Genomic DNA, 15854 nt, shown 5'->3' with positions numbered 1-15854 from the left:
GGCAGAGTATGCAGTTATCGACAACACCACTGCAAGATGGGTTCTACTTTCCAGCTGAGTTTCATCCTATTGAAGAAGTTTGGTTGGCTTGGCCAGAAAGACGAGACAATTGGCGTGATAACGCCCTTCCTGCCCAGCAAACATTCGCTAGCATTGCGAATGCAATAGCAGAAGTGACTAAGGTTTGTGTCGCCGTGAGTGCGAAGCAATTTGATAAGGCGAGAACATTGCTTCATTCAGATATTCGGCTTGTTGAAATCCCATTCAATGATGCGTGGATGCGTGATATTGGGCCCACAGTGTTGGTGAATCAAGACGGCGAGCGTCGTGGAATCAACTGGCAGTTTAACGCTTGGGGTGGTGACTATAATGGCCTCTATGAAAACTGGCAGCAGGACGACCTAGTGGCTAGCTCAGTATGTGACATTATCGGAATTGATCACTACAACGCCCCATTCGTTTTAGAGGGGGGCTCAATTCATACTGATGGCGAAGGTACGCTCTATACAACAGAAGAGTGTTTGCTTAGTCCGGGACGCAACCCTGAGTTGAATCAACAACAGATAGAAACACATCTCAAAGAATATCTAGGTATTGAAAAGGTCATTTGGCTGCCTAAAGGACTATTCGATGATGAAACTGACGGACATGTTGATAATTTGATGCATGTAATTGCCCCGGGGAAAGTGGTATTGAGTTGGACAGATGATCCATCAGACCCACAATTCGCATTATCTCGTCAGGCGGAACAAGTGTTAAAAGATCAATCTGATGCTAAAGGTCGAGAGATTGAAATCATCCGTTTACCGTTGCCAGGGCCTTTGCACTATAGCGAAGCAGAAGCAAGCGGAATTGATAAAAGTGATGGAATGACACGTGATGCAGGGGAAAGGTTAAGTGCTTCTTATGCCAACTTTCTTATCGCGAATGGTTATGTGTTTTTGCCATTGCTCGATGATAGAACTGACGAGCAGGCAATAAAAATATTGCGGCAAGCGATGCCTGAACATCAAGTCGTTGGTATACCAACGCGTGAGGTTTTGCTGGGTGGAGGTAACATCCACTGCATTACTCAGCAGATCCCTGCTTAGGAAAACCATTATTAAAACAATGAACTATTGGTTTTCTGCTTGGTAGGGTAACTATCAGTAGACGCCAAGGTAAAGCTGTCAAAAGGAATCCCCATGCAACAAATTACAAATCAATCATTGCTGTCGTTTATGGTGCTAAATCAAGACCAAGGTATTGCTGTAAGTAACCCCGCGACGGGTGAAATACTTGGTTATGCACCAGTGTCGTCTGAACATGACATTTTAGATGGGGTCGAGCGTGCAAGCTTCGCGCAAAAAGAGTGGGCTTTGCTGCCAGCCAAAACCCGTTCTGGTTTACTACAAAAATGGTATCAGTTGTTACTTGATAACAAGGAAGATCTCGGTCGCCTGATGACGTTAGAGCAAGGCAAGCCATGGGCAGAAGCACAAGGTGAGGTGTTGTACGGCGCAAGCTTTATCGAGTGGTTTGCTGAAGAAGCGAAGCGTACCTATGGTGAGACAATTCCAGCGCCAAGTAGCGACAAACGCCTTGTAACTATGAAACAACCTATTGGAGTAGCTTGTGCGATTACTCCGTGGAATTTTCCTATTGCAATGATAACTCGTAAGGCAGGTCCAGCACTTGCGGCTGGCTGTAGTTTTATTGTGAAGCCGTCTGAATCCACACCTTTATCTGCTTTTGCTGTAGCTGAGCTAGCATATCAAGCGGGCATTCCTCGTGATGTACTGCAAGTGGTATTGGGCGCGAATTCTCGTCAAGTTGGCGGTATTTTTACCTCACATCCTCTGATTCGTAAGCTCTCTTTCACGGGCTCTACGCAAGTTGGAAGAGTGCTGATGCAGCAAAGTGCAAACGACATCAAGCGAACGTCAATGGAGCTCGGTGGAAATGCACCATTTATCGTATTTGATGATGCAGATATTGATGCGGCTGTGCTTGGTGCAATGGCGTCTAAGTTTCGTAATGCCGGTCAAACTTGCGTCTGCGCTAACCGTTTTTATGTACATAACAAGGTGTACGATGAGTTTGTTGAAAAATTCGATGCAGCAGTGCAGCAGCTTAAAGTAGGCAATGGTCTAGAAGAGGGTGTAAATGTTGGTCCGGTAATCAGCGAATCAGCAAAACAAGGTATTCAGTCCCTCATTGACGGCGCAATCGAACAGGGCGCGAAACCAGTTACTGAGCCGAAAACTCTTGATGGTCTATTCATGCAACCTGTCGTTCTCAAAAACGTTACGCATGATATGGATATTATCTCGCAAGAGATCTTTGGCCCCGTCGCTCCTGTGATCAAATTTGATGATGACCAACAGCTTATCGAAATGGCTAACGACACTATCTATGGCTTAGCGTCTTACTTCTATAGCCAAAATATCCACCGTGTATGGAAGATAGCAGAAGCACTGGAGTACGGCATGGTAGGAATTAACGAAGGCATGATCTCTACCGAGGTAGCCCCTTTCGGTGGAGTTAAGCAGTCCGGTATCGGGCGTGAAGGGGCAAAACAAGGTATCGATGAATACATGAGCATCAAATATCTCTGCTTTGGCGGCAACTAATCAAAGGACATGACAATGACAAATCAACAACTACATCAAAGAAGAAGCGAAGTTATCGCTCAAGGCATGGGCGCACTGTACCCACTTTATGTCGAAAAAGCAGAGAATGCTCACGTGTGGGATGTGGATGGAAATAAATATATCGACTTTGCTGCTGGTATCGCGGTAACGAATACAGGGCATGCAAATAAGCGTATCAACGAAGCGGTAAAGGCTCAACTGGATAACTTTTCACACACTTGTGCTATGGTGACGCCTTATGCCTCCTTTGTTGAACTGGCAGAAAAGCTCACAGAACTCGCCCCCGGTGACAGTGATAAAAAAGCGATTTTCCTGACAACAGGAGCTGAAGCGGTTGAGAATGCTGTGAAAGTAGCGAGAGCTCATACTGGCCGCAGTGGTGTGATTGCTTTTAAAGGTGGCTTCCACGGCCGTACTAATATGACCATGGGGCTAACTGGTAAAGTCGCGCCTTACAAAGCGGGCTTTGGCCCATTTCCAAATGAAATATTTCATGCACCTTACCCAAATGCTTTTCATGGCGTAAGCACAGAACAAAGCCTGCAAGCGCTCGATGATTTGTTTGCGTGTGATATTGAGCCATCACGCGTGGCGGCGATAATCTTTGAGCCTGTGCAAGGTGAAGGCGGTTTCTATCAAGCCCCCGCGGAGTTTGCTCAAGGCCTGCGTGAGTTGTGTGACAAATACGGCATTATGCTTATCGCGGATGAAATCCAAACGGGCTTTGCGCGCACGGGTAAAATGTTTGCCACTGAATATCTGGGCATTGAACCCGACATGATAACAATGGCAAAAGGTATTGCGGGTGGTTTCCCTATCTCAGCAGTAGTGGGAAAAGCCGGTGTTATGGATTCGGCACTACCAGGTGGCTTAGGTGGTACTTACGCTGGCTCTCCGTTGGGGTGTGTGGCTGGTTTAGAAGTCCTAAAAATTATCGAAGAAGAGCAATTGTGTGCTAAAGCAATGGGCATTGGTGAGGTTGTGAATGCCCGTATGAGCAAGCTACAGGAATCGGTTCCAGCTATTGGTGAAATACGTACCACTGGAGCGATGATGGCTATTGAGTTTACTGATCCAGAGTCAGGCAAGCCATTGCAGGACTTAACTAAAGCGGTGATAGCGAAAGCACAAGAAAATGGTCTTATTCTGCTTTCGTGTGGTGTAAAAGCGAATGTAATTCGTCTGCTTCCACCATTAACTATTGAATCTGAAGTACTCAGCGAAGGCTTAGATAAGCTTGAGAAAATTATTCTGGAAGTTGTTTAGGATTTGAGTTAAGACATTGTATTTTAATATAAAGGTCATTGTAGATATTCTTTTCGTGCTTATAATGTCCCTTCCTGAAATGTATTTACACATTGAGGACGGGGCTGTGAATGAATAAGTAAGGCCGACATCATGTCGGCCTTTTTGTTTTCGCTTTTCTAGTTGGCGTGTACCTAGTTATTCATCGCCAGTTTACCTAGCTTCATTGCAGCTGCATGGTGGCGGTGCATTAGTTGTTCCATGTCTACGCCAATCACAGCGCCATCGTTCACTCGCCACTTACCTGCAACCATCACTTTATCCGCTTGTTGAGCACCACAAAGTAGTAATGCGGCCAGTGGGTCGTGGCTGCCAGAAAAACGAATATCATCGAGCTTGAACATCGCGATATCGGCTTGTTTGCCAACCTCTAGTGTACCAATGTCGGTTCTGCCCATTGCCGCGGCAGAACCGGATGTCGCCCAGCGCAATGCATCAAAGTGTGAAACGTTGGCGGAACCATATTGCAGGCGTTGTAGATACATCGCCATGCGCACTTCGGCAATCATATTAGAGCCGTCGTTTGAGGCCGAACCATCCACACCTAGCCCGACTTTTACGCCTGCTGCTTCTAGATCGTTGTTTTTACAAATACCGGAAGCCAACATCATATTGGAAGTTGGGCAGTGACTGATACCAATGCCTGCTTTACCCAAACGTTTGATCTCTTCTGGATTGAAGTGAATACCATGAGCGAGCCAAGTGCGCTCGTTCAGCCAACCCACATCTTCTAGGTAATCAACTGGGCGCAAGCCAAACTTCTCTATACAGAAGTCTTCTTCATCGAGCGTTTCGCATAGGTGCGTGTGCATCATGACGTTTTCACGCTCACTGATCTTGGCGGTCTCTTTCATCAGGTCGGTAGTGACTGAGAACGGCGAACAAGGCGCGAGCGCGATTTGAATCATCGCCCCTTCATCACGCTGGTGGTAATCACGAATCAAGCGCTGGCTGTCATCAATGATGGTTTGTTCGGTTTGAATGGTGTGTCTTGGTGGCAATCCACCCTCATCTTCCCCTAGGCTCATGGAACCTCGGGTAAATATCGCTCTAACTCCCAGCTTCTCTGCTGCTTCGACTTGTAAATCGATGGCGTGTTCAAGCCCGTTTGGTAGTAAGTAATGGTGATCGGATGCGGTAGTGCAGCCCGACATCATTAACTCAACCAGCGCCAGCTCTGTAGCAAGGCTCATCATCTCAGAGTCGAGATTCGCCCAAACCGGGTAGAGGCTTTGTAGCCAATGGAAGAGTTCTTTATTGAGTGCGCCAGGGTAGGCACGCGTTAAGGTTTGATAGAAGTGGTGGTGCGCATTGATAAGCCCAGGAGTCACAACATGACGAGAGGCGTCGACGCTGTAATCTACGGGTAAGGTTGGCTCTTTGTGTTTGCCAACCAGCTCAATGATTGTATTACCTTTAATGACGATTCCGCCTTCTGCATCAGCCAGTGAGCCAGTATAGATTGCGAGAGGATTCTTAATCCAGATGGTTTCCATTCATAGTAGTCCTTAGCCATCTCAGCCTTTTCAGGGAAGAGGGTCTTTATTTGGTATTTGTAGTTAAAAGATAAATTCGAATCAGGGTCGTTAAAACGTTTAATGCTCTAATCAGCCCTGATCCTACGGAAATCGGTTTTACATTAGTCAGTGAACCAGCTAGTTCGCTTTGGGCTCAGGGTTATCTGATGCCGCTTGAACGTCTGCTTCTGTGCTTGCTTGTTGAATCTCTAATTGCTCGTCTGCTTGAAGCGCTTCTTCAGCTTGTTCTTTCATTTCTAACTCAACTTGCGCTTGGCTCTCGGCTAACGCTTCTTGCTCTTCTGCTCGTGAAGATTTCGGCAGAATAAGGTTCAGCAATACCGTCATAATAGTACCGGTAGTGATGCCAGAGTGAAGAAAGTTCGCTAGATCATGAGGTAAGTGTTGCAGCAATCTTGGTTCGAAAGTTACAGCTAAACCAGATGCCAAACCAACACAGATTACCAAGGCATTTCGCTTGGTGTCTGCGGCTTTGATCAACATGCGGATACCCGCGTAAGCGATCATACCGAACATCACAAAGCCTACACCACCCAGAACAGGTTTCGGAATCGTGACGGCAATGGCGGCTAATTTCGGGAATAAGCCACCTAAAATCAACAAACCACCCGTTGCAGCTACTACATAACGACTCGCTACACCGGTGATACCCACAATACCGACGTTTTGACTGAATGATGCCAGTGGCATTGCCGTTAAAATTGAAGATAAGGTACTGCCAAGGCCATCACCTAGAAGACCACGTTTTAAGTCTTTACCGGATACTTGGGTTTGGCAGTTGTTGCCGAGTGCCATGAAGTCACCGGTCGCTTCGGCGATAACCACGATGTACACCAAGCTCATGCTGATAATCGCACTCGCAGAAAAGGTGAAGCCGTATTTGAAAGGTTCTGGGCCACCTACCCAAGCGGCAGAGCTGATTTGCTCAAGGTCGACCATGCCGAGCGATAACGCCACAATGTAGCCGCCCGCTAAACCAATCACGATAGCTGAAGCAGCAACCGCGCCTTTACAGTAAACCGACACGCCGACCACGATGCCTAGCGATACAAGGGCTAGAAACAGCTTTGGTAAGGTTGCGAATTGTTCCGTGTTGGCAGGAGAGTCTCCGACCCAATTCATGGCAACCGGTAAAATGGTTAAGCCGATTAAGGTAACCACAACACCACTTACCACGGTCGGGAACAGCTTTCGAACCTTGTCCATGTAGAAGCTGGCACCAATGACCACGAATGAGCCGATAAGTGCTGAGCCCATAATGGCGGCGACACCACCTTCGTTACCAATCGAGATAGCGACACCCAAAAAGGCAAAGCTTGAACCCATTACAACGGGCAGTCGAATACCGACTGGGCCGAAACCAAGACATTGAGCGACGGTCACAATACCTGACGCCAGTAGCGCAGCATTGATCAGCGAGACGATCTCTGTATTAGGTAGGCCGATAGAAGCGCCGACAATAAGGGGAACAGCCACAATGCCACCAATCGAGGCGAGCATGTGTTGCAGTGCGAGTAGGAGGGTTAGCCCATGAGGCGGTCTTTCATTTAGGGTGTACAGAAGTTTCATTTGATATTCCTCTGCCTGCGTTTCCGTTTACAGGCGATTGGCGGTCAAATAATGACTTCTACAAACTGCGTAGGGTCATAAAAAAGGTGCGCTAAAGGAACGGATTGCTTGTGCGTTCCGCTGATTAGCACAATTAGCTTTTTCTTAAAAATGTTGTTGTAACCTGTTTCTTGATAGCTCGGCCTGCGAACAGGCCAAGCGATAGTCACGTTTGGTGATTAGCCGATGAACACTAGCTTGGCGATGAAGATAGCCGCTAGGAAGTACATCGAAATTGATACGTCTTTTGTTTTACCTGTCGCCAGTTTCAGTACTGTGTAGGTAATGAAACCCAGTGCGATACCATTCGCGATGGAGAACGTCAGTGGCATCATTAGCGCAGTAATGGCTGCAGGTGCACCGTTGGTGAAGTCTTTCCAATCAACGTGCTGCATGCTGCTCATCATCACGAACGCCACGTAAATCAACGCGCCAGAGGTTGCGTAAGCTGGGATCATACCTGCAAGTGGAGATAGGAAAATCGCCGCTAAGAACAACACACCAACCACAATTGCCGATAGGCCAGTTCGTGCGCCTGCTGCAACGCCCGCTGCACTTTCTACGTAACTGGTTACTGGCGGACAACCCACACACGCACCTGCCACGCTTGAGATACTGTCAGCTTTCAGCGCTTTGCTTAGACCTTCGATCTTGCCTGTTTCAGGGTTGGTTAGGTTTGCACGCTCAGCCACGCCCATCAAAGTACCCGCGGTATCGAACATGTTTACAAAAAGGAAAGCCAAGATAACGCTGATCATCGAAACATCAAGTGCGCCCATAATGTCCATTTTTAGGAACGTAGGCGCTAAACTTGGTGGTGCTGCGAAGAAGCCGTTGTAATGCACTAAGCCAAGCATCATACCGACCAGAGTTACACTCAAAATGCCGATTAACACCGCACCAAAAACCTTACGCTCACTGAGAACCGCGATGATAAGGAACGCGATAGCCGCCAGTAGCGCTTCTGGTTTAGTAAAGTCACCTAGTGATACTAAAGTTGCTGGGTTTTCGACGACGATACCTGCTGTTTTTAAGCCAATCAGACCCAAAAACAAGCCAACACCCGCTGTCATGGAATAACGCAGACTCACAGGGATACTTTCAATTATCCATTGGCGGACTTTGTAGAAGCTCATCCCGACGAACAAGATACCGGAGATAAACACCGCACCTAGCGCGACTTCCCAGCTGTAGCCCATTTCGCTTACTACTGTGAACGAGAAGAAGGCGTTCAAGCCCATGCCCGGCGCAAGTCCGACAGGCCAGTTCGCAAATAGCCCCATTAACAAACAACCGATCGCAGCACCAATACAGGTCGCGACGAATACCGCACCTGAATCCATGCCTGAAGCGGCCATGATTTGTGGGTTAACGAAGATGATGTAAGCCATGGTTGCGAAGGTGGTGACACCACCGACTAACTCATTTTTTACGCTACTTCCGTGGGCCTTAATTTTAAAAAACTTCTCTAAAATTCCGTTGTTCGCATCTTGGTTGAGTATTTCTGTTTTACTCTCACTCATGTCAGCAAGTCCTTTTATGTTGTGATCCATTTATTGAATACAGCGAGATTTCAATATTAAGTTTTAAGGTTTTTTCCTAGCCGTTATTTCTTTAGTTATCTGTTGTTTAGTCATCAACTTCTAACTAATAACGTTGTTAGTATTTTTATATGAGCGTGTTTAGTGAGTGCACACCTTTTGGGGTGTACACGTGAATTTGTTTATGGTTTGTCGGTTGAGCCTAGTTCGAAGTTCTAGGTCACGGGACTAACTGCCCCGATAGGTTGAGAAACTGTAAGGCGAGACGAGAAGAGGAACGTGGTAGTGCGCGTCTGGATCATCTAGACCAAAGCGAATAACCACATCATCTAGGAAGGGCACGCCATCCAGCTCCACGCCTTTGCTTCTGTAGTAATCGGCGACGTAAAACACCAATTGGTATTTCCCCGGTCGGAAATCATTTCCTGCCAGAATCGGCGCATCGGTTCGGCCATCGGAGTTAGTGAGTACCGTCGCCAGCTTTTCTGTTGAGCCTTCGTTGACCTTATAAAGCTCTACCTTGATCTCTGCACCCGGTAAGCCGTGAGTAGTGTCTAATACGTGTGTTGTTAGTCTTCCCATAGTCCTTTAATAGCGCTTTTGGCGCTCCTCTGTTCCGTGGTTTATCTGTGTAATTCGACCCTGCAAAGAATGCAACTGGTCACTTTGTTATCACTAACTATGTACGAACTGTATACAATTAGTAAAGCGAATTGTTGGAAAAATGTTAACTATTTAGTCGTTTTTTCTGACTTTAAAGATGTGGATTATTGGTTTTTGGTCGAGGGTTGCATTGTTAAGGTGTTGTTTTTAAATGGTTTTAATAAGAAAAATTAACTTGAATAACAAAATCTTTACATTGAGATAAATAATTGTATACAATAAATGTACAGGGGTAAGGTTGCTCAGTTTTTGGAAAATCCATTCACTGATTCATTTTGATGAACCAACGAAAGAGCGGCTAAGCCAACCACTTATGTTAGGAGTACTTGGATGAATAAGGATTATTCAAGAAATTTGATCGGTTACGGAGCTAACCCTCCAAACCCTCAATGGCCAGGTAATGCGCGCGTCGCGGTTTCTTTTGTATTGAACTATGAAGAGGGCGGTGAGCGTTGTTTGTTACATGGAGACGACGAGTCTGAAGCCTTTCTTTCAGAGATCCCGTCAGCACAGCCGATCAAAGGCGAACGTCACATGAGCATGGAATCCATCTATGAATATGGTAGCCGTGCGGGTGTATGGCGTGTTCTTCGCTTGTTCGATGAATATGAAATCCCACTGACCGTCTTTGCGGTCGCAATGGCGATTGAGCGTCACCCAGACGTAGCCAAAGCCATGGTCGAAGCGGGTCACGAAATCTGTAGCCACGGTTATCGCTGGATAGACTATCAATACATTGATGAGTCTGAAGAGCGCGACCACATGACCAAAGCGATTGAGATCATCCAACAAGTGACGGGGCAGCGCCCACAAGGTTGGTACACAGGTCGAACTGGGCCGAATACGCGTCGCTTGGTAGCAGAAGAAGGTGGTTTTCTTTACGACTCCGATGCCTATGATGATGACCTGCCTTATTGGCATACCGAAACCGGTCATCCTCAGCTAGTGATCCCTTACACACTCGATGTAAACGACATGCGTTTTTCAACAGCGCAAGGCTTTAACTCTGGTGAGCAGTTCTTCCAATATCTGAAAGATACGTTTGACACCCTTTATATGGAAGGCGAAACCGCACCGAAAATGATGTCGGTTGGGTTGCATTGTCGTCTGATTGGTCGCCCCGGTCGTATTGCTGCATTAAGACGCTTCTTAGATTACGTAAAAGAGCACGACAGTGTGTGGCTATGTCGTCGAATCGATATTGCCAACCACTGGCACCAACTTCACCCTTATCAACCGAACAGCGTTCATCAACAACAGAAGTAGCAGTGAAGCAAGGAGGCTTAACGTGACTGAATTTCGATCATGCCAACCAACAACCATGGACCGCGATACCTTTGTCGCTCACTTCGCTGATGTTTACGAGCACAGCCCATGGGTTGCAGAAGTGGTGTATGACCAAGGTTTGAATGCCGAAGACGACCATATCGAGAATCTTCATCTGAAAATGGCATCGACCTTGTTAAGTGCAGACCAAGGCAAACAGTTGGCTTTGATCAACGCTCACCCGGATTTAGCCGGTCGAGCAGCAGTAAACGGCGAACTCACCGAGTCGTCGACCAAAGAACAAGCGGGGGCGGGCATTGACCAGTGCAGCGCCGAAGAATTTGAAAAATTCACTTCTTACAACAACAGCTACAAAAGTCGCTTCAATTTCCCTTTTATCATGGCGGTGAAGGGAGCCAATCGTTACCAAATTCTTGAGTCGTTCGAGATGCGATTAGGAAATGATAGTGAAACTGAGTTTGCTACGGCGATTCAAGAGATCAACAAGATCGCGATGTTTCGTCTCTGGGATATGTAAGTTAACGGAGTTAACAGCTATCTCAGCCCAGTCTTAGTGCGCTAAGAGCACGCTTTGTAAGCGAATAAGCCACTAAGTTCTCATTTTATTATTACTTGATTAATTGGATAGGATTACACGGACATGACCCAAACATTTGAACAATACATAAACCTTGCAGACGAAAAACTCGGCGCAGAAGCTATCTTTGCAACAGACGATTTTTTCGCGGACAAAAGCCGTCTACTCAGCCACGCAGCGCCAGAGTGGAAAGACGACTTATACGACGATAACGGCAAGTGGATGGACGGTTGGGAAAGCCGACGTAAACGTGGTGAAGGTTACGACTACTGTGTCGTTCGCCTTGGCCTAGCTGGCACTATTGCTGGCGTTGATATTGATACCTCATTCTTCACAGGTAACTTCCCACCTTCGGCATCAATTGACGCGTGTTATTCACCACAAGGTGAGCCAACAGACGCAACAGAGTGGCAAGAAATTCTGCCTTCAATGGCACTACAAGGTGATCATCATCATCTTGAAGCGATTGAAAGTGACCAAGTATTTACGCACCTACGTTTGAACATCTATCCAGACGGCGGTGTTGCACGTTTACGTGTTTATGGCCGACCAAGTGTGGATTGGGACGCCATAGATTCTCAGCAACAAGTCGACCTAGCATCGGTTGAACACGGTGGCCGAGCACTCGCATGTAGCGACGAGCACTACGGCAACAAAGCCAACATCTTAGGTCCTGGCCGCGGTGAAAACATGGGTGATGGCTGGGAAACAGCACGTCGTCGTACACCGGGTAACGACTGGGTTATCGTGGCACTAGGCCACCCAGGCAACATCGAACGCATCGTTGTGGATACGGCCCACTTCAAAGGTAACTACCCAGACAGCTGCTCAATTCAAGCGGCTTATGTGAAGGGCGGTACCGACGACCAAGTAGAAACTCAAAGCCTATTCTGGCGTGAATTGCTGCCTGCACAAAAGCTGCAAGCGCACGAGATTCACGAATTCATTTCTGAGGTAAACGACCTTGGTGCGATTACCCACGTACGTGCAAACATATTCCCAGATGGTGGTATAAGCCGTTTACGTCTGTTTGGTACGAAAGCGAAATAGGTAAGGAAATGAGTATGAGTAATGGAATACGTCGTTTATCCATCGAGCCGTTAACCAAGCAGGCTTTTGCAGAGTTTGGCGATGTTATCGAGTCCGATAATAGTGATTTCTTCATGATCAACAGTGGTTCAACACGTCGCTACCACAAGCTAGCGACAACGGATGTGCAAGACCAAGATGGAGAAGCCATCATCAGCATCTTCCAAGCCACACCGTTGAGCTACCCACTGACCATCAAAATGTTAGAGCGTCATCCACTTGGCTCTCAGGCATTCATTCCATTACTTGGTCAACCCTATTTAATTGTTGTTGCGCCAAAAGGCGACGATCCAACATTAGCCAATAGCCGAGCTTTCTTGAGCAACGGCCGTCAAGGAGTGAACTATCACAAAGGGGTGTGGCATCACCCAGTTCTCGCCCTCACCGATCAAGACCAGTTTTTGATCGTCGATAGAGGTGGCGAAGGACACAACTGTGACGAAGTTTATTTCGACAGCGACCGAGTGGCGTTGCATTTGGACGATCTGCCAACGGACGACAATAAGGAAGAGCAACGCTTAGCTAAAGCGTTGTGATACAGGAGTTTATTATGGATCCGCATATTACAGAATGGTTGAATTTAGCAATACGCTGGGCTCACATGATTGTTGGTGTTGCGTGGATAGGCGCATCATTTTACTTTGTTTGGTTAGAGAACAACCTTAACCGAGTAAACCCAAAAACGGGCCTTTCAGGCGACTTATGGGCAATTCACGGCGGTGGTATTTATCACCTAGAGAAGTACAAACTTGCGCCACCAGAGATGCCAGAGCACCTGCACTGGTTTAAATGGGAAGCTTACTTCACGTGGATCACCGGTGTGTGTCTACTGGGTGTGGTTTACTACCTCAACGCTGAAATTTACCTGATTGCACCGGGCTCTGGCCTTGATTCAACAACCGCAATCGCGATTGGTATTGGTTCATTCGTTGCTGGCTGGTTTATCTATGACTTACTGTGTGACTCACCATTAGGCAAAACACCCGTGTTGCTTGGCGTTGTGCTGTTTGTGCTGCTTGTTGTTGCAACATATGGCCTAACTCAAGTGTTCAGTGGTCGTGGTGCCTACATCCATGTTGGCGCAATTATTGGTACCATCATGGTGGGTAACGTATTCCGCGTTATCATGCCTGCGCAGCGTAACTTGGTGAAAGCGATTGAAGAGAAGCGCGAACCGGATCCTGCACTGCCAGCGAAAGGTCTACTGCGTTCTCGTCACAACAACTACATGACCCTGCCAGTGCTGTTCATCATGATCAGTAACCACTTCCCAAGCACTTATGGCTCGGAATACAACTGGCTGATTCTTGCAGGTCTAGCGATTTTCAGTATCTTGGTGCGTCACTACTTCAACACGCGTCATGGTAGCCAGAAGTTTGCATGGACTGTACCTGTAGCGGCATTGGGTATGATCACGCTCGCGTTTGTGACCTCACCTTATGCGAAAAAGCAGATGACTCCGGTTGTGCAAGCACCTGTGGTTCAAGAAGTGCAAGTAAGCGCGACGGAATCGACGACAGAAGAGCTTGCTGAAAACGGCACAGCTTCAACTTCGGCTAGTTCTCAAGCTGCACCAGCAGACCACGCAATGCAAACTGATAGCGCAGGCGTCAGCTTTGAAACCATCAACAAAGTCATTCAAGAGCGCTGTTCTGTGTGCCACTCATCAACCCCGAGCCACGCCGCTTTTGCTGCTGCGCCAGCCGGTGTGATGTTTGATACCCCAGAAGAGATTAAAGCCAGCGTCCCAAGGATTGTTGCTCAAACCGTAACAACCAAGGTGATGCCGCTCGGTAACATGACTCAAATGACCGACGAAGAACGCGCACTCATCGGCACTTGGGTAGAGCAAGGCGCTACGCTTCAATAATGATGTAAATCCTTTACCTAAGAGCATGAGTCTTAGGTGAGGCTTGGGGAGAGTTTGGTTTACGGGCACGCGCCAAACTCATCCCACCCTGTTTCCCCGGTTCCTATAACCGGGGCTTTTTGTTGTTTTTGGACAAAGGCATATTAGAAACTTTATTAGTATGCATCCTTAATAGTTTTATGAACCCACCGACGTGAGTTCGATATTTGCGTTACATGACATATTTAGTTGCATATAAATTGTTGTTGGTCATGAAATTTAGGCTGTATGTTTGGTATGTGTATGTTCTGAAAGGAAAGCTTGTTGAAATTCAAAGCTTTTGATTGCGAATATTCACAAAGAACTAGTTAGATACCCAAGTATAAATTTCATAAAAATAAGGAAATATAGTAATGAAATCAGTTTTTTCGTTCGACTCAATGTTAACTCCTAAGTTAGTTACTGGCCTATATTGGTTGTTGTTGCTAATCGCTGTAGTTTCAGGACTAGCAACCATGTTTGGAGGATATGGAGGCGTAACATTTGAGAAGTTTATTCTTGGTGCGTTTACGATATTAGGCGGCGCTATAGGTGCGAGAATTTGGTGTGAATTGATGATAGTTATCTTCAAAATTAATGAAAACCTGCAGTCTCTAAAGGACTTAAAAGGCGAGACTGAAGCCTAGTATTCAGATGCGTGACAGCTAACACTTCGATGTTAGCTGTCTAACATGCCGAAGCTGCAATTCACTATGTTGCGCCTGTTGGTGAGAAAGAAGACTCTGTGAATCATTGCATGTCGATAGTAAGTACTTACGTTTAAACTGATTCATTGCGTGCGCAGTCCTGTATAAGGTTCTTGATATGAATCTCTACCCATGGCATTTTTAGTCCAAATTGACTTTACTTAGGACAAAAAATGGAAGACTTGATAGTCGCGTATTTTAGGGCATTGAGCTCATTCTTTAGGTATCTGTTTCAGTCGATCTTGATTGAGTTCATTGGTTACGGAGCTGGCTGGATAGTCTGTAAAGTATTCACACTAGGGCGCTTTCCCCCATTGATTCCAACCGACAAAGAGCGAACCAGAATCTCTTATATCGGAGCTATTAGTATCGTGTTGCTTCTGTTAGCAATTGGTGTCTTCAATAGTTTGTGATTCGGAGTGAAGATATATGAAATTTTACCCTGCGGAACAATACCAAGCGGCTTGCAACGAGCTGTTTGTCCGATACGAACGTGACATCAAAAAGCTAATCCTTAATGCGAGAGTTGAGCACGTAGGCGCATCTTCTATTCCATCTGCAGTATCTAAAGGCGACTTGGATATATTCGTAGGTGTTGAACTTGGTATGTTGTAATCCACATCTGCTGATGATGTGGCCTTGCAAGTGGTCAGTGTTATTGACTATGAGTGGAACTTAAATGTTGATAACCTAGTGAAGTTAGACTATCAACATTTATTGATTATGATTCTGCGGATTCTGCTTTATCAAGAACTGAATCGTTATAAGCTTTGGTGCCCTTGTAACCCAGGAAAAGCGAAACTATCCATAAAATAAATGATACTGGAGAAGCAATTACGGTGATCGCGCAAACTACGATGAGAATTAAGTTAACAATTCCCCATATGACGCTCCCTGCATACATCTGAGCGCCTCCTGGTATTACAAAACCTAACAGTAGCGCTATCATAGGGTTTTTCATTTTGTTTTGTATGCGAGCTTGTTGAATTGCGTCACTCATAATACCAATTAAAGTAAA

At 46.4% G+C, this 15854-nt stretch carries 15 protein-coding genes and 2 pseudogenes; 12 read left to right on the top strand and 5 right to left on the bottom strand.

The features are described 5' to 3' along the window. Positions 1–8 precede the first annotated feature (8 nt). From aguA to gabT, 3 genes are all read left to right on the top strand, one after another. Positions 9–1091, top strand: coding sequence for an agmatine deiminase (aguA, locus tag AB4482_RS12335; RefSeq protein WP_017065007.1), 1083 nt, complete (start codon positions 9–11; stop codon positions 1089–1091). Between the two features lie 93 nt (positions 1092–1184). Then, positions 1185–2612: an NAD-dependent succinate-semialdehyde dehydrogenase gene (locus tag AB4482_RS12330; protein WP_017065006.1), complete on the top strand. Its 1428-nt coding sequence runs from the start codon at positions 1185–1187 to the stop codon at positions 2610–2612. Between the two features lie 15 nt (positions 2613–2627). Further along, positions 2628–3899 carry a 4-aminobutyrate--2-oxoglutarate transaminase gene (gene gabT / locus AB4482_RS12325; protein WP_017065005.1) on the top strand — a complete coding sequence of 424 codons (1272 nt, stop codon included), beginning with the start codon at positions 2628–2630 and terminating at the stop codon, positions 3897–3899. A 173-nt stretch (positions 3900–4072) separates the two neighbouring features. On the opposite strand, the gene AB4482_RS12320 is transcribed toward gabT, so the two are convergent. The 4 genes from AB4482_RS12320 to uraH all read right to left on the bottom strand — a co-directional run bounded on the left by AB4482_RS12320 (position 4073) and on the right by uraH (position 9207). Next, positions 4073–5434 (bottom strand): 8-oxoguanine deaminase, encoded by a 1362-nt coding sequence (locus AB4482_RS12320; protein ID WP_050653189.1) that lies wholly within the window; start codon positions 5432–5434, stop codon positions 4073–4075. A 159-nt stretch (positions 5435–5593) separates the two neighbouring features. Next, the gene (locus tag AB4482_RS12315; RefSeq protein WP_048613967.1) at positions 5594–7045 is read right to left on the bottom strand and encodes a nucleobase:cation symporter-2 family protein; all 1452 of its coding nucleotides are present in this window, start codon (positions 7043–7045) and stop codon (positions 5594–5596) included. Between the two features lie 218 nt (positions 7046–7263). Continuing rightward, positions 7264–8607 carry an NCS2 family permease gene (locus AB4482_RS12310; RefSeq protein WP_048611821.1) on the bottom strand — a complete coding sequence of 448 codons (1344 nt, stop codon included), beginning with the start codon at positions 8605–8607 and terminating at the stop codon, positions 7264–7266. 246 nt (positions 8608–8853) lie between these two features. Beyond that, positions 8854–9207 carry a hydroxyisourate hydrolase gene (uraH, locus tag AB4482_RS12305; RefSeq protein WP_048611819.1) on the bottom strand — a complete coding sequence of 118 codons (354 nt, stop codon included), beginning with the start codon at positions 9205–9207 and terminating at the stop codon, positions 8854–8856. A 411-nt stretch (positions 9208–9618) separates the two neighbouring features. Between uraH and puuE the strand changes: the two genes are divergently transcribed. From puuE to AB4482_RS12260, 9 genes and pseudogenes are all read left to right on the top strand, one after another. Next, positions 9619–10554: an allantoinase PuuE gene (gene puuE, locus AB4482_RS12300; protein ID WP_372181023.1), complete on the top strand. Its 936-nt coding sequence runs from the start codon at positions 9619–9621 to the stop codon at positions 10552–10554. A gap of 22 nt (positions 10555–10576) precedes the next feature. Continuing rightward, entirely contained in the window at positions 10577–11092 is a 516-nt protein-coding gene (uraD, locus tag AB4482_RS12295) for a 2-oxo-4-hydroxy-4-carboxy-5-ureidoimidazoline decarboxylase (RefSeq protein ID WP_048613965.1), read from the top strand. Positions 11093–11215: 123 nt separating this feature from the next. Continuing rightward, positions 11216–12202: an allantoicase gene (gene alc / locus AB4482_RS12290; RefSeq protein ID WP_061021346.1), complete on the top strand. Its 987-nt coding sequence runs from the start codon at positions 11216–11218 to the stop codon at positions 12200–12202. A 14-nt stretch (positions 12203–12216) separates the two neighbouring features. After that, a complete protein-coding gene (locus AB4482_RS12285) occupies positions 12217–12777 on the top strand; it encodes an ureidoglycolate lyase (RefSeq protein ID WP_004732859.1) in 561 nt (186 codons plus the stop codon). A gap of 14 nt (positions 12778–12791) precedes the next feature. Beyond that, on the top strand, positions 12792–14111 hold the full coding sequence (locus AB4482_RS12280) for a urate hydroxylase PuuD (protein ID WP_372181022.1): 1320 nt from the start codon (positions 12792–12794) through the stop codon (positions 14109–14111). A gap of 392 nt (positions 14112–14503) precedes the next feature. After that, the gene (locus AB4482_RS12275) at positions 14504–14776 is read left to right on the top strand and encodes a DUF4282 domain-containing protein (RefSeq protein WP_017064999.1); all 273 of its coding nucleotides are present in this window, start codon (positions 14504–14506) and stop codon (positions 14774–14776) included. A gap of 47 nt (positions 14777–14823) precedes the next feature. Then, positions 14824–14913: pseudogene (locus AB4482_RS12270) on the top strand (AraC family transcriptional regulator); the annotation flags it as partial. Positions 14914–15009: 96 nt separating this feature from the next. Next, positions 15010–15249 (top strand): hypothetical protein, encoded by a 240-nt coding sequence (locus tag AB4482_RS12265; RefSeq protein ID WP_017064998.1) that lies wholly within the window; start codon positions 15010–15012, stop codon positions 15247–15249. Between the two features lie 16 nt (positions 15250–15265). Next, a pseudogene (locus AB4482_RS12260) lies at positions 15266–15448 on the top strand (GrpB family protein); the annotation flags it as partial. A 109-nt stretch (positions 15449–15557) separates the two neighbouring features. On the opposite strand, the gene AB4482_RS12255 reads toward AB4482_RS12260, so the two are convergent. After that, a partial coding sequence (locus tag AB4482_RS12255; RefSeq protein WP_372181020.1) for a hypothetical protein occupies positions 15558–15854 on the bottom strand: 297 nt, incomplete at its 5' end.

Source organism: Vibrio sp. 10N.222.55.C7 (assembly GCF_041473335.1).
In the GTDB taxonomy this organism is placed as follows: domain Bacteria; phylum Pseudomonadota; class Gammaproteobacteria; order Enterobacterales; family Vibrionaceae; genus Vibrio; species Vibrio crassostreae_C.
Note: the sequence above shows the minus strand (reverse complement) of the source record. Positions and strands in the feature narration are given on the sequence as shown.

Coding starts and splice junctions, on each gene's coding strand:
- AB4482_RS12280 (WP_372181022.1), top strand. CDS start 12,792: ATGGATCCGCATATTACAGAATGGTTGAATTTAGCAATACGCTGGGCT.
- AB4482_RS12285 (WP_004732859.1), top strand. CDS start 12,217: ATGAGTAATGGAATACGTCGTTTATCCATCGAGCCGTTAACCAAGCAG.
- uraH (WP_048611819.1), bottom strand. CDS start 9,207: ATGGGAAGACTAACAACACACGTATTAGACACTACTCACGGCTTACCG.
- puuE (WP_372181023.1), top strand. CDS start 9,619: ATGAATAAGGATTATTCAAGAAATTTGATCGGTTACGGAGCTAACCCT.
- gabT (WP_017065005.1), top strand. CDS start 2,628: ATGACAAATCAACAACTACATCAAAGAAGAAGCGAAGTTATCGCTCAA.
- AB4482_RS12315 (WP_048613967.1), bottom strand. CDS start 7,045: ATGAAACTTCTGTACACCCTAAATGAAAGACCGCCTCATGGGCTAACC.
- AB4482_RS12265 (WP_017064998.1), top strand. CDS start 15,010: ATGGAAGACTTGATAGTCGCGTATTTTAGGGCATTGAGCTCATTCTTT.
- AB4482_RS12320 (WP_050653189.1), bottom strand. CDS start 5,434: ATGGAAACCATCTGGATTAAGAATCCTCTCGCAATCTATACTGGCTCA.
- alc (WP_061021346.1), top strand. CDS start 11,216: ATGACCCAAACATTTGAACAATACATAAACCTTGCAGACGAAAAACTC.
- aguA (WP_017065007.1), top strand. CDS start 9: ATGCAGTTATCGACAACACCACTGCAAGATGGGTTCTACTTTCCAGCT.
- AB4482_RS12330 (WP_017065006.1), top strand. CDS start 1,185: ATGCAACAAATTACAAATCAATCATTGCTGTCGTTTATGGTGCTAAAT.
- AB4482_RS12275 (WP_017064999.1), top strand. CDS start 14,504: ATGAAATCAGTTTTTTCGTTCGACTCAATGTTAACTCCTAAGTTAGTT.
- AB4482_RS12310 (WP_048611821.1), bottom strand. CDS start 8,607: ATGAGTGAGAGTAAAACAGAAATACTCAACCAAGATGCGAACAACGGA.